8 protein-coding genes are annotated in these 14197 nt (G+C 74.0%); 5 read left to right on the top strand and 3 right to left on the bottom strand.

Features of this window, described 5'->3' with window-relative positions; all coding sequences use genetic code 11:
* Positions 1-77 precede the first annotated feature (77 nt).
* Positions 78-2795: a lysylphosphatidylglycerol synthase domain-containing protein gene (locus tag ABZ565_RS26380; RefSeq protein WP_361031712.1), complete on the bottom strand. Its 2718-nt coding sequence runs from the start codon at positions 2793-2795 to the stop codon at positions 78-80.
* A 230-nt stretch (positions 2796-3025) separates the two neighbouring features.
* On the opposite strand from ABZ565_RS26380, the gene ABZ565_RS26375 reads away from it, so the two are divergent.
* Together ABZ565_RS26375 and ABZ565_RS26370 are read left to right on the top strand one after the other, a co-directional pair.
* Entirely contained in the window at positions 3026-3397 is a 372-nt protein-coding gene (locus ABZ565_RS26375; protein ID WP_361031709.1) for an MGMT family protein, read from the top strand.
* Positions 3398-3577: 180 nt separating this feature from the next.
* Positions 3578-6940, top strand: coding sequence for an ATP-dependent DNA helicase (locus tag ABZ565_RS26370; RefSeq protein WP_361031706.1), 3363 nt, complete (start codon positions 3578-3580; stop codon positions 6938-6940).
* A 9-nt stretch (positions 6941-6949) separates the two neighbouring features.
* On the opposite strand, the gene ABZ565_RS26365 is transcribed toward ABZ565_RS26370, so the two are convergent.
* Positions 6950-7855 carry an SAM-dependent methyltransferase gene (locus tag ABZ565_RS26365; protein WP_361031703.1) on the bottom strand — a complete coding sequence of 302 codons (906 nt, stop codon included), beginning with the start codon at positions 7853-7855 and terminating at the stop codon, positions 6950-6952.
* A 141-nt stretch (positions 7856-7996) separates the two neighbouring features.
* On the opposite strand from ABZ565_RS26365, the gene ABZ565_RS26360 reads away from it, so the two are divergent.
* Genes ABZ565_RS26360 through nudC form a run of 3 tightly spaced genes read left to right on the top strand, consistent with a single transcriptional unit; the run spans position 7997 to position 13669 of the window.
* Positions 7997-11272 carry an ATP-dependent DNA helicase gene (locus ABZ565_RS26360; RefSeq protein ID WP_361031700.1) on the top strand — a complete coding sequence of 1092 codons (3276 nt, stop codon included), beginning with the start codon at positions 7997-7999 and terminating at the stop codon, positions 11270-11272.
* Between the two features lie 10 nt (positions 11273-11282).
* The gene (locus ABZ565_RS26355) at positions 11283-12677 is read left to right on the top strand and encodes a dipeptidase (RefSeq protein WP_361031697.1); all 1395 of its coding nucleotides are present in this window, start codon (positions 11283-11285) and stop codon (positions 12675-12677) included.
* A gap of 44 nt (positions 12678-12721) precedes the next feature.
* Positions 12722-13669, top strand: a complete 948-nt coding sequence (gene nudC, locus ABZ565_RS26350; protein ID WP_361031694.1) for an NAD(+) diphosphatase — start codon at positions 12722-12724, stop codon at positions 13667-13669.
* 65 nt (positions 13670-13734) lie between these two features.
* On the opposite strand, the gene ABZ565_RS26345 is transcribed toward nudC, so the two are convergent.
* Positions 13735-13992 carry a glutaredoxin domain-containing protein gene (locus tag ABZ565_RS26345; RefSeq protein ID WP_143622272.1) on the bottom strand — a complete coding sequence of 86 codons (258 nt, stop codon included), beginning with the start codon at positions 13990-13992 and terminating at the stop codon, positions 13735-13737.
* Positions 13993-14197 lie beyond the last annotated feature (205 nt).

Here is a 14197-nt window from a genome sequence, read left to right as displayed (position 1 = left end):
GCGCGCACGGGGTGCCGGGCCAACTGGGTGGCCCGTGCACGTAGGGCGGGCACGCCCCGCCGGTCAGCGCCCGGGTTTCACAGCTGCCCCTTGCGCGTGAGGTGGTTGAAGCACAGCCAGCCGGGAAGGACCGGCAGCCACAGGGTCATCAGCCGGAACAGCAGCACGGCCGGGGCGGCGACCTCCTTCGGCAGCCCGACCGCGATCAGACCCAGCGTCAGCGCACCCTCGACGGCGCCCATGCCGCCCGGCGTCGGCGCGGCCGAGCCGAGCGCGTTGCCGGCGAGGAACACGACGGCGATGCTCGCGTAGCTGAGGTGCGGGGTGTCCGGTCCGCTGAACGCCCGGACCGAGGCGTCCAGGCACATCACGAAGACGCCGGTCAGCAGCAGCATTCCGCCGATCCCGGTGAGCAGTTTCTGCGGGCGCTGCACCACGTCGAGCATGCGGGGGACGACCCCGGCGAACAGCGACCGCACCCGGGTCACCACGAACTTCCGCAGGAACGGGATGGCGGTGACCACCAGCACCAGCACGGCGACCGTCAGCAGCCCGGCGATCACGGTCCTGGACGGGGTGAGCGAGGACGGCGTCTTCTCGGTGCCGGTCAGATAGCCGAAGGCGCCGAGCAGCAGGATGTGGCAGCCCAGGCCGAAGAGCTGGGACGCGCCGACGCTGGCCACCGCGAGGCCGGGCCGGACCCCGGAGCGCTGGAGGAACCGGGTGTTCAGCGCCACCCCGCCGACCGCCGCCGGCGCCACGATCTTCACGAACGACCCGGCCACCTGCGCGAGGACGGTCCGGCCGAACGACACCCGCTCGGGCACGAAGCCCAGCAGGCTCATCGCGGCGGCCACGTAACTCAGCGCCGAGAAGCCGAGCGCGGCGGCCACCCAGCCCCATTCCGCCTGCTCCACGACCGCCCCGAAGTCGGCCTCGGTGACCTGCGAGATAAGGAAGTACGCGGCGATGGCACCGGCGATGAAGCTGAACAGGGTGCGCGGCTTGATGCGTTCCAGGCGGACCGGTTCGACCGGCGCCTGCGGCCGGATCAGCAGGACCTCGCGGCGGATCTGGGAGAGCAGGTCCTCCTCGCGCGCCTCATCGAGGGCGTCGTCCATGGCCCGCTTCTCGGCCTGCTTCTCGGTGCGCAGCGACTTGCGGGCGTTCTTGCGGTCCGCGTTCCTGGACAGCTCCGCGTCCTCGGCCCGGGCGCGTTTGGCCGCGTCCGACGCGTCGAGGACGGCCTGGCGCTCGCGCTGCGAGCGTTCCCGGGCGAGCCGGCGCAGCTGTGCCCGGGTGGAGCGGCTGAGCGCGATCGGCTGGAGGAGGGGCAGGCAGTCGGCGACCGCGTCGGGGCCGAGCACGGCGAGCGCGGCGGCCACGGCCCGCTCGGGGCCCACCCGCAGCCCGGTGGTGGTGAGCAGCTGTGCGACGTCCATCCGCAGGACCAGGTCACCGGCCGCGATCTCGCCGCCGCGCAGGTCGGTGACGAACACCTTGCCGAAACGATCCACCAGTATGGCGTCGCCCGTGAGCCTGCGGTGCGCGATCCGGCGCGACTGGAGGGACTTGACCTGCTCCCACGCCCCGCGCACCAGGTCGTCGCTGATCTCGGCGTCCTCCAGGGCGTCCAGGGACCGCCCGCCGATGTGCTCGTAGACCAGCATCACGGCGTCCGGGCCGAGCTCGGAGGTGGCGATGAGCTTGGGCGCGTTGGCACCGGCGGCGATCGCCGCGTACGCGAGCAGCGCCTCCTGCTCCAGCGCCTGGCGCAGCGACTGGATGGACCGCCGCTGGGTGATGCCGCGCAGGGTGAGCCTGCGCCACACCCGGTAGAAGAACCCCTGGGCCTGTTGCTCGCGGTCCACGACGGTCACGTCGAGCGGTGGCCCGTCCTCCAGGGAGACCAGATAGCGGCGCCCCCGGTCGCTCTGGTCGCCGGAGTCGGGCGCGTCCTCGGCGCGCATCGCGGTGACCGGCCGGAAGCCGACGTGCCGCAGACCGGCCATCAGGTGCTGGCCGGTCGGGCGGACGTTCGGCGAGCCGACCGCGTACAGCGTGCCGTACGCCACCGTCCAGCCGATCAGCACCGTGAGCACGATGGAGAACGGGGTCGTGTAGCCGCCGACCAGCATCGCGAAGGCGTCGAGCAGCAGCACCATCCACAGGACGACCCGCCAGCGCGGCCGTCTCGCCATGCCGACGGCGGTCATGTACGCGATCACGGGCGCGAGGTAGCCGTGCACGGGGTCGGTGACCGAGGCGCCGGGCTGCGGCTGGGTCAGCGCGTCGCGGAGGGTGCCGGAGGCGGACTTGGCGACCCACAGGTCCGTGGCGAGCGTCACCCCGTGCGCCAGCACCGCCGCGAGCACCCCGTCGGCGATCCGCAGCCCGTCGCGTTTGATCAGCCGCTCGATGGCGAAGGCGACCGGGACGAGCAGCACGGCGATGCTGGAGACCAGCCCGGCCAGCTTGATGAGCAGGTCGGGGGCCTGTCCGGTGCCCTTGTTGATGTCCTCTTCGAGGCCGGTGGTCGTGCCGTGGGCGAAGGCGGCGACGGAGAACAGCACGACGACCGCCAGCACCCCGATGAGCAGGCGCAGCAGGTCGGAAGGGCGGTGCACCCGGGCGGGCAGCAGCGGTTCGTCGCCGGAGACACGCTCGGCCTGCGCCTCGTCGGAGCCGGCGAGGGTCGATCCGGCCGGGTTCTCCGCGTCCGTGCCCGGCTCCCGCCGGGCCCTGTCCGGACGCGGCTCGGCATCGGAGGCGTCCGCCGCCTTCGGTGGCTGCACGCCCTGCTCCTTCGTCGCCTCTGGTTGGTCTTCGTGTTCTCGTATCACCGGTCACCGCCCGCATGATGGTGGCACGGCCGATGGGCGCAAGGGGGCATCAGGGTGCGATGCGGGGGCGTGCGATGCGCAACATACGCTGCTTTGCCGCCGTGTGCACGCTGCGTGTGCGCACGGACACGGGCCGGGCCGGACGGGCCGCGCTGTCGGTGGTGTGCGGCAGGATGGGGCGGATGAGCGAACACCCCACGGGCGACGCGCTGCCGGAGTACGCGGAGCGCGTGCTCGACGTCGCCGATCTGATCCCGCCCGGCCGCGTCATGACGTACGGCGACGTCGCGGAGTGGCTGGACGAGGGCGGCCCGCGCCAGGTCGGCCGGGTCATGGCGCTGTACGGGAGCGCGGTGCCGTGGTGGCGCGTGGTGCGCTCCGACGGCAGGCTGCTGCCCGGCCACGAGCTGCGCGCCCTGGACCACTACCGCGCGGAGAACACCCCGCTGCGCGAGGCCCCGGCGAGCGCGGAGGGCCACCTCCCGCGCCTGGACATGCGGCGCGCGCGATGGGACGGCGTGACGGGCGGCGGCGGTGGGGGAGCTCACACCTGACAGCTTCGGCCATGGGGCGGCGGATCGGGCGGATCCGCGTCCGTACGGTGCGGGGCCGGAAGAACGTGACGATCCCCGCAGCCGTCCCGCCGCATTCGGGGGGCGCGCCGGAGTAGCGTCTTCAGTTCGCGGCGGACGCCGCACCCCCACCCGTACACCCACCAGGACCGGCGAACCCACGTGAGCACCTCCTCCACCACCCGGCACAGTCCTCACCGTCACGCACGGCCGGGGACCACGGGTCCGTACCGGCTGGTGCGCACCCTGCCGGGTTCGGTGGAGCCCCCTCTCCTGGACGCGGCGCAGCGCGCCGTGGTTGACCACCCCGGCGGCCCGCTCCTGGTCCTCGCCGGTCCCGGTACGGGCAAGACGACGACGCTCGTCGAAGCCGTCGCCGCGCGCATCGCCCGGGGCGCCGACCCGGCCCGGCTGCTGGTCCTCACCTTCAGCCGCAAGGCCGCCGTCGAACTGCGCGACCGGATGGCCGCCCGGCTCGGCGCCGCCCGGGGACCCCAGGCCACCACCTTCCACTCCTTCTGTTACGCCCTGGTCCGCGCCCACCAGGACGCCGACCTCTTCGCGAACCCGCTGCGGCTGCTGTCCGGGCCCGAGCAGGACGTGACCGTCCGCGACCTCCTGGCCGGCCAGCTCGAACTGGAGAAGGAGGGCCGCCCGCACATCAGCTGGCCCGACGAGCTGCGCGCCTGCCTGACCACGCGCGGCTTCGCCGACGAGGTACGCGCGGTGCTCGCCCGCAGCCGTGAGCTGGGCCTCGGCCCGGACGCCCTCGCGGCCTTCGCCCGGCGCACCGGCCGGCCCGACTGGGGCGCCGCCGCCCGCTTCCTCGCCGAATACCTCGACGTGCTGGACGCCCAGGGCGTGCTGGACTACGCGGAGCTGGTGCACCGCGCGGTGCTGCTCGCGGAGCGTCCCGAGGTGTCGGCGCAGCTGGCGGGGGCGTACGACGCGGTCTTCGTGGACGAGTACCAGGACACGGACCCCGCCCAGGTGCGGCTGCTGCACGCGCTGGCCGGCAACCGGGGCAGCACCCCGGGGGGCGGCGGCGGGCGGGACCTGATCGCCTTCGGGGACCCGGACCAGTCGATCTACGCGTTCCGGGGCGCCGACGTCAACGGCATCCTCGACTTCCCGGAGATGTTCCGGCGGGCGGACGGCGCCCCGGCCCCGGTCGGCGTCCTCACCACCTCGCGCCGCTCCGGCGACCGGCTGCTCGCCGCCACCCGGCTGCTCACCCGGCGGATGCCGCTCACCCGGCTGCCGTCGGCGAAGGTCCGCGCCCACCGCGAACTGGGCGCGGTCCGCGAGGGCGGCTCCGTCGAGGCGTACACCTACCCGACCGCCTCCACGGAGCTGGAGAACATCGCGGACCTGCTGCGCCGGGCACACCTGGAGGACGGGGTCCCGTGGTCCGGGATGGCGGTCCTCGTCCGGGCCGGCGGCCGCACGCTGCCCTCCCTGCGCCGCGCCCTGACTTCGGCGGGCGTCCCCCTGGAGGTCGACGGCGACGACCTGGCCCTGCGCCACGAACCGGCGGTGGGCCCGCTCCTGACGGCGCTGCGCGCGGTGGCGGAGGCGGCGGTGCGGGGTGGGGCGGCCGAGGTTCCCGAGGCTCCGGAGACCCCTGCGGCCCCCGAGCCCCCCGCCCCCTCCTGGCTCGGCACCGAGACCGCGCTGACCCTGCTCGGCTCGCCCCTCGGCGCGATGGACGCCGCCGACCTGCGCCGCCTCGGCCGCGCCCTGCGGGACGAGGAGCGCGCCGCCGGCAACAAGGTGCCCGCGCCCTCCGGTGAGCTGCTGGCCCGGGCGCTCGCCGAGCCGGAGCGCCTGGTGACGCACGATCCGGCGTACGCCCGGGGCGCCCAGCGCCTCGGAGCGCTCCTGCGCACCGCCCGCGAGCTGCTGGAGGCGGGCGGCACCGCCGAGGAGGCCCTGTGGGCGCTGTGGTCCGGCACCCCGTGGCCGGCCCGGCTGGAGCGGGCGGCCCTGCGCGGGGGCACCGCCGGGCGCAACGCGGACCGCGACCTCGACGCGGTGTGCGCGCTGTTCGAGACCGCCGCCCGCGCCGAGGAACGCACCGGCGGCCGGGGCGCGCTCAACTTCCTGGAGGAGGTCGACGCCCAGGACATCGCGGCCGACACCCTCTCCCGCCGCGCGGTCCGCCCCGACGCCGTCCGGCTGATGACCGCCCACCGCTCCAAGGGCCTGGAGTGGCGCCTCGTCGTCGTCGCGGGCGTCCAGGAAGGGCTCTGGCCGGACCTGCGCCGCCGGGGCTCGCTCCTCGAAGCGGACCGGATCGGCCGCGACGGGCTCGCCGAACCGCTGACGCCCGGCGCCCTCCTCGCGGAGGAGCGGCGGCTGTTCTACGTGGCGGCGACCCGCGCCCGCGACCGCCTGGTCGTCACGGCGGTCAAGGCCCCCGCCGACGACGGCGACCAGCCCTCCCGCTTCCTCGCCGAACTGGGCGTCGAACCCCGCGACGTCACCGGCCGCCCGCGCCGCCCCCTGTCCGTCGCCGCGCTCGTCGCCGAGCTGCGCGCCACCACCGTCGACCCGGCCGCGTCCGACGCGCTGCGCGAGGAGGCCGCCCGCCGCCTCGCCCGGCTCGCGGCGCTCACCGACGACGACGGCCAGCCGCTCGTACCGGCCGCGCACCCGTACCGCTGGTGGGGCCTGTACGAGCCGACGCGCTCGGCCGTGCCGCTGCGCGACCGGGACCAGCCGGTCACCCTCTCCGGCAGCGCGCTCGACCAGCTCGCCAACACCTGCGCGCTCCAGTGGTTCCTGGGCCGCGAGGTGAAGGCCGACGCGCCCGCGACCGCCGCCCAGGGCTTCGGGAACGTCGTCCACGTCCTGGCCGACGAGGTGGCCTCCGGCCGTACGCCCGCCGACCTGGCCGTCCTCATGGAACGGCTCGACTCGGTCTGGGACGGGCTCGTCTTCGACGCCCCCTGGAAGTCGCGCCAGGAGAAGGAGCAGGCCCGCGCCGCCCTCGAACGCTTCCTGCGCTGGCACGTCATGGACCGGGCCGGCCGCACCGCCGTCGCCAGCGAGCACGACTTCGACGTGACGCTGGAGGCGGGGGAGTACGAAGTGCGGATCCGGGGCTCCATGGACCGCGTGGAACGGGACGCCGAGGGCCGCGCCTACGTGGTCGACTTCAAGACCGGCAAGCAGTCCCCGACGAAGGACGAGGTCCACCGTCATCCCCAGCTCGCCGTTTACCAGCTGGCGGTACGGGAAGGCGCGGTCGACGACGCCTTCGGCGGTACACGGCCGGAACCGGGCGGCGCCGAACTCGTACAGCTGCGCCAGGCGGCCCCCAAGAAGGAGGGCGGCGACGCCGCGCCCAAGGTGCAGGCGCAGGCGCCGCCGGACGGCGAGTGGGTCTCCGACCTGCTGGCGACCGCCGCGGGCCGGGTCCTGGACGAGCGGTTCACGCCGACGACCGGCCAGCACTGCGGCCACTGCTCCTTCAAGGCGTCGTGCAGCGCGCAGCCGGAGGGCCGGCACGTCCTGGAGTAGCCCCGGGGATCAGTGCTTGCGGGCCACCAGGCCGTAGACGCTGACGTCGGCGTCGGTGACGTCGTTGATGTCCTGGTAGCGCGTACGGTCCAGCTCGTCCAGGCCCGCCACGAACTCGGGGTCCGGGTCCTCGGCCTCCGGCAGGTCCACGACCCGCTCGGGGCGCCAGCGGTGCACCGGGACGATGCCGGGTTCGAGCAGTTCCAGGCCGTTGTCGGTGACGAACCGTTCCATCTGGGCGTACGACCGGCGCACCATGGCGAAGCCGCGCTCCTTGAACCCCTTGGTGATGCTGCCGACCTGCTCCGGGTTGAGATCGGAGCTGACATTGCTCAGGACGAGAACGCTGCCGGGGGCCAGCGCGTCCACCAGCTGCTTCACCACCGGGTAGGCCGTCTCGTCCTCGATGAAGTGGGTCACGGCCGCGAGGACCAGGGCCACCGGGCGGCCGAGGTCCAGCGTGCGGCGGGCGGCCGCCAGGATCCGGCCGGGGTCGCGCAGGTCCGCCTCGATGTAGTCGGTGCGGCCCCCGGGCCCGCTGGTGAGCAGAGCCTGCGCGTGGACGAGGACCACCGGGTCGTTGTCCACGTAGACCACGCGCGACTCGGGCGCGATGCCCTGCGCGATCTGGTGCACGTTCTGCTGGGTCGGCAGCCCGGTGCCGACGTCCAGGAACTGCCGGATGCCGTCGTTCGCGGCGAGGGTCACCGCCCGCCGCATGAAGTCCCGGTTGTGCCGCACGGTGAGGTAGCCGCGCGGATTCGCGGCCAGCGCCATGGCCGCGGCCTCGCGGTCGGCCGGGTAGTTGTCCTTGCCGCCGAGGAAGACGTCATAGACCCGTGCCGGGTGCGCCTTCGTCGTGTCGATGCGCTTCCTCAGCTCGGTGGCGTCAGGGGCGGGTGCGTCGGCGCTCATATGACCGTCCTCGTAAGGCTGTTGGTGCGACAAGCGGACAATTTAGTCCCGCCCGGGTGTGATGAGCGCCACCGGGAGGCGGGAGCGGGGGCGGTTCCGCGACTTCGTGCGTTGTCGGTGGCGCCGGTTAGCCTCTGTGGAGTGTCCCCGCGCCTCACCGATCCCGAGCAGCTCAAGGAGCTGCTGGGCATCCCCTTCACCCCGGAGCAGACGGCCTGCATCACCGCGCCGCCCGCCCCGCAGGTGATCGTGGCCGGAGCCGGGTCGGGGAAGACCACGGTGATGGCCGCCCGCGTGGTCTGGCTGGTCGGCACCGGCCAGGTCGCCCCCGAGCAGGTCCTCGGGCTCACCTTCACCAACAAGGCGGCCGGTGAGCTCGCCGAGCGCGTACGCAAGGCCCTCGTCGCCGCAGGGATCACCGACCCGGACGTGATCGACCCGGACAACCCCCCGGGCGAACCGGGCATCTCCACGTACCACGCCTTCGCCGGGCGGCTGCTGACCGAGCACGGACTGCGCATCGGCCTCGAACCGGGCACCCGCCTCCTCGCCGACGCCACCCGCTACCAGCTCGCCGCCCGCGTGCTCCGCGAGGCCCCCGGCCCCTACCCGGCCCTGACCAGGTCCTTCCCCACCCTCGTCAGCGACCTGCTGGCCCTCGACGCCGAGCTGGCCGAACACCTCGTACGCCCCGAACAGCTCGACGCGTACGACACCGAAGTGCTGTCCGCGCTGGAGACCGCGAAGCTCAGCAACGAGGAGCTGCGCAAGATCCCCGCGACCGCCGAGGCCCGCCGCGAACTGCTCGCGCTGACCCGGCGCTACCGCGAGGCGAAGCGGAGCCGCGACCTCCTCGACTTCGGCGACCAGATCGCCCTCTCCGCCGAGCTGGCCCTCACCCGCCCCGAGGTCGGCGCGATCCTCCGCGACGAGTACCGGGTCGTCCTGCTCGACGAATACCAGGACACCTCCGTCGCCCAGCGCCTCCTGCTCTCCGCCCTCTTCGGCAGCGGCCCCGGCACCGGCGAGCCGACCGGGCACGCCGTCACCGCCGTCGGCGACCCCTGCCAGGCCATCTACGGCTGGCGCGGCGCCTCCGTCGCCAACCTGGACGACTTCCCGAGCCACTTCCCGCACGCCGACGGCACCCCCGCGACCCGCTACGCCCTCAGCGAGAACCGCCGCAGCGGCGGCCGCCTCCTCCACCTCGCCAACGGGCTCGCCGCGCCCCTGCGCGCCATGCACGAGGGCGTCGAGGCGCTGCGCCCCGCCCCCGGCGCCGAGCGCGACGGGCTCGTCCGCTGCGCCCTGCTGCCCACGCACACCGAGGAGACCGCCTGGCTCGCGGACTCCATCGCCCACCTCGTGCGCACCGGCAAGGCGCCCGGCGAGATCGCCGTGCTGTGCCGCACCGCCGGCGACTTCCCGGAGATCCAGGCCGCGCTGGTCGCCCGCGACATCCCGGTCGAGGTCGTCGGCCTCTCCGGACTGCTCCACCTCCCCGAGGTCGCGGACCTGGTCGCCGTCTGCGACGTCCTCCAGGACCCGGGCGCCAACGCCTCCCTCGTCCGCCTGCTCACCGGCCCCCGCTGGCGGATCGGCCCCCGCGACCTGGCCCTGCTCGGCCGCCGGGCCCGCCTCCTCGTCCACCGCGCCACCCACAGCGACGAGGACTACGACCCGGACCGCAGGCTCGCCGAGGCCGTCGAGGGGATCGACCCGGCCGAGGTGATCTCCCTCGCCGACGCCCTCGACACCTTCCTGGACGCGGGCGGCGAGGAGGACGACCGGCTTCCGTTCTCCGCCGAGGCCCGGATCCGCTTCGCCCGCCTCGCCGCCGAACTGCGCGACCTGCGCCGCTCGCTCGCCGACCCCCTGATGGACGTCCTGCACCGGGTCCTCACCACCACCGGCCTGGAGGTCGAGCTCTCCGCGTCCCCGCAGGCCCTGGCCGCCCGCCGCCGCGAGACCCTGGGCAACTTCCTCGACGTCGCCGCCCGCTTCGCCGCCGTCGACGGCGAGGCCACCCTGCTCGCCTTCCTCGGCTTCCTGCACACCGCCGTCCAGTACGAGAAGGGCCTGGACAACGCGCTGCCCGGCGGCGAGAACACCGTCAAGGTCCTCACCGCCCACAAGTCCAAGGGCCTGGAGTGGGATGTCGTCGCCGTGCCCGGACTGGTCACCGGCCAGTTCCCCAGCGGCCAGTCGCGGGACGCCTGGACCTCCCAGGCCAAGGTCCTCCCGCACGCCCTGCGCGGCGACACCGCCACCCTGCCCGCCCTCCACAGCTACGACGCCAAGGGGCTCAAGGGCTTCAAGGAGGAGATGAAGGAGCACCAGCACACGGAGGAGCTGCGCCTCGGCTACGTCACCTTCACGCGCCCGCGCACCCTGCTGCTCGGCTCCGGCCACTGGTGGGGCCCCACCCAGAAGAAGCCGCGCGGCCCGTCCGCCTTCCTGCACGCGCTGTACGAGCACTGCGCCGCCGGGTACGGCGAGATCGAGGTGTGGGCGGGCGCCCCGGAGGAGACCGACGAGAATCCGGCCCTGGCCGCGGCGTCCGCCGACCACGCCTGGCCGCTCCCGCTGGACGACACCGCCCTGGCCCGCCGCCGGGCCGCCGCGGACACGGTGCTGGAGCTGCTGTCCCGGCCGGAGCCCCCGGACGTACCGGCCGACGCGCCGGAGGTCCCGGCCCCCCGCACGCCCGCCCGTCTCACCCCCGAGGAGACGCGCACCCTCGCCTCCTGGGACCGGGACCTCGACGCGCTGGCCGGGGAGCTGCGCCGGGCCCGCGCCACCGTGCGCGACGTCCTCGTCCCCGCCTCGCTCTCCGCCACCCAGCTGCTGCGCCTCGCCGACGACCCGGACGCCTTCGCCCGGGAGCTGGCCCGGCCCATGCCCCGCCCGCCGCAGCCCGCCGCCCGCCGGGGTACCCGCTTCCACGCCTGGGTGGAGTCCCGGTTCGAGGAGCTGCCGCTGCCCATGCTCGGCCCCGACGAGCTGCCCGGCGGCGACGACGGCGACACCGACATCGCCGACGAGCGCGACCTCGCCGACCTGAAGGAAGCCTTCGAGCGGACCCCGTACGCCCGCCGCACCCCGTACCGGGTGGAGACGCCGTTCCAGATCACCCTGGCCGGCCGGGTCATCCGCGGCCGTATCGACGCCGTGTACCGCACGGGGGACACGTACGAGATCGTGGACTGGAAGACCGGCCGCGCCCACACCGCCGACCCGCTCCAGCTCGCCGTCTACCGGCTGGCCTGGGCCGAGCTGCACGGGCTCCCGCTCACCGACGTCACGGCCACCTTCCTCTTCGTCCGCACCGGCGAGGCCGTACGCCCGGCCTCGCTGCCGGGCCGCCGGGAGCTGGAGCGCATCCTCCTGGACGAGCCACCTCCGGCGGACGGATAGGCTGAAGGTCATGAGCGACACCCCGGACAGCGCCGTCCGCACGTACACCGAGCAGCACCGCGCGGCCTTCCTCGACGATCTCGCCGAGTGGCTGCGCATCCCCTCCGTATCCGCTCAGCCGGAGCACGAGGGCGATGTACGGCGCAGCGCCGAGTGGCTGTCGGCCAAGCTGAAGGAGACCGGATTCCCGGTCACCGAGGTCTGGGAGACGGACGGCGCACCCGCCGTCTTCGCCGAGTGGCCCTCCGACGACCCGGCGGCGCCCACGATCCTGGTGTACGGACACCACGACGTCCAGCCCGCCGCCCGCGAGGACGGCTGGAGCAGCGAGCCGTTCGAGCCGGTGATCCGCGACGGCCGGATGTACGGACGCGGCGCGGCCGACGACAAGGGGCAGGTGTTCTTCCACACCCTCGGCGTCCGGGCCCACCTCGCCGCCACCGGTCGCACCGCCCCCGCCGTGCACCTCAAACTGATCGTGGAGGGCGAGGAGGAGTCCGGCTCCCCGCACTTCCGCGACCTGGTCGAGCGCCATGCCGACCGCCTCGCCGCCGACGCCGTGATCGTCTCCGACACCGGCATGTGGAACGAGACCACGCCGACCGTCTGCACCGGTATGCGCGGCCTCACCGAGTGCGAGATCGAGTTCCACGGACCCGGACAGGACATCCACTCCGGCTCCTTCGGCGGCGCTGTCCCCAACCCGGCCACCGAGATCGCCCGCCTCGTCGCCGCGCTGCACGACGCGGACGGAAAGGTCGCCGTCCCCGGTTTCCACGACGGCGTGGCCGAGCTCACCGAGGCCGAGCGTGCGCTCTTCGCCGAGCTGCCGTTCGACGAGGCCGACTGGCTGCACACCGCCAAGTCCCGGGCCGCCTCGGGAGAGACCGGATATTCGACGCTGGAGCGCATCTGGGCCCGCCCGACCGCCGAGGTCAACGGCATCGGCGGCGGCTACCAGGGCGCCGGAAGCAAGACCATCATCCCCTCGTCCGCCCGCGTGAAGATCAGCTTCCGGCTGGTGGCCGGCCAGGACCCGGAGCACATCGAGAAGGTCGTACGAGCCTGGGCCGAGGCCCGTGTTCCGGCCGGGATCAGCCACCGGATCACCTTCCTCCCCGCCACCCGGCCCTGCCTGACGCCCTTGGACCACCCGGCGCTCCAGGCCGTGGCCCGCGCCATGGGCCGGGCGTTCGGCCGGAAGGTCCTCTTCACCCGCGAAGGGGGCTCGGGACCCGCCGCCGACCTCCAGGACGTGCTCGGCGCGCCGGTCCTCTTCCTCGGCATCTCCGTACCGTCCGACGGCTGGCACGCCCCCGACGAGAAGGTCGAGCTGGACCTCCTGTTCAAGGGCGTCGAGACCGCCGCCCACCTCTGGAGCGACCTGGCGGCCGCCCTCCGCTGAATTCTCTGAACGCCCGATCCATCCCGGGGGAGTAGGAAGCACCTGTGAGCACCTTCGACAACGCCACCGCAGACCGGCCCATCGGTCTGACCGCGCCGAGCGGCATCGACCGCGCGGCGCACCACCGCCTCGACGAGGCGTGGCTGTCCGCTGCGTGGAGCCACCCGACGACCCGGGTCTTCGTCGTTTCCGGAGGCCAGGTGCTGATCGACGACACCGACGACGGCACCGAACTCGTGATGACGCCCGCCTTCGAGGCCCCCGTCACCGAGACGCACCGCTATTTCCTCGGCACCGACGAGGACGGCGTCAGCTACTTCGCCCTCCAGAAGGACACCCTGCCGGGCCGCATGGACCAGTCGGCCCGCCCGGCGGGGCTGCGCGAGGCGGGCCTGCTGCTCGGCCCGCGTGACGCCGCCCTGATGGTGCACGCGGTGGCCCTGGAGAACTGGCAGCGGCTGCACCGCTTCTGCTCCCGGTGCGGCGAGCGCACGGTGATCGCGGCGGCCGGCCACATCCGCCGCTGCCCGGCGTGCGGCGCCGAGCACTACCCGCGCACCGACCCGGCGGTCATCATGCTCGTCACCGACGACCAGGACCGCGCCCTGCTCGGCCGCCAGGTGCACTGGCCCGAGGGCCGCTTCTCCACGCTCGCCGGGTTCGTGGAGCCGGGCGAGTCGATCGAGCAGTCCGTGGCCCGCGAGGTCTTCGAGGAGGCCGGCATCACGGTCGGCGAGGTCGAGTACGTCGCCAGCCAGCCCTGGCCGTTCCCGTCCAGCCTGATGCTGGGCTTCATGGCGCGCGCCTCGACGTTCGACATCAACGTGGACGGCGAGGAGATCGAGGAGGCGCGCTGGTTCTCCCGCGAGGAGCTGACCGCCGCCTTCGAGTCGGGCGCGATCCTGCCCCCGTTCGGCATCTCGATCGCCTCCCGGCTGATCGAGCTCTGGTACGGCAAGCCGCTCCCGAAGCCGGTGCGCGCGGGCGCCTGACCGGGCCCGGGCATGACTCCGCCCCCACCGGTGCGTCGACCGGAGGGGGCGGGGTGTCCCGGGGATCAGGCCCCGAGGGCCTGCTTCACCTGGGCCAGGCTCGGGTTCGTCATCACGACGTCCTCGCCGCCGTTCTCAGGAACCACCAGCACGGTCGGGACCGTCTGGTTTCCGCCATTGGCCTTCTCGACGAAGGCGGCCGACTCCGGGTCCTGCTCGATGTTGATCTCGGTGTAGGCGATGCCCTCGCGGTCCATCTGCCCCTTCAGCCGACGGCAGTAGCCGCACCAGGTGGTGCTGTACATCGTCACAGTGCCCGGCATGCTTCGCGCTCCTCTGTCTCTTCGGTACCGGCAAATCCCGTCACGCCCGGACGGCCGCCCACGCGTCTGGTACGTCACACGGGCCGGGGCGTGCGTTGCCGCACGCCAGGTGAACGTATGCGACCCGGCCGCCATTCCCGCCCCGGGGCCCTTGCCAGGACGGGCGGGCGGAACCGCCCCGCATTAGTGCGACGGATACCTCACC

It is taken from the genome of Streptomyces sp. NPDC016469 (genome assembly GCF_040632905.1).
In the GTDB taxonomy this organism is placed as follows: Bacteria; Actinomycetota; Actinomycetes; order Streptomycetales; family Streptomycetaceae; genus Streptomyces.
This window is presented reverse-complemented; position numbering and strand designations above follow the sequence as displayed.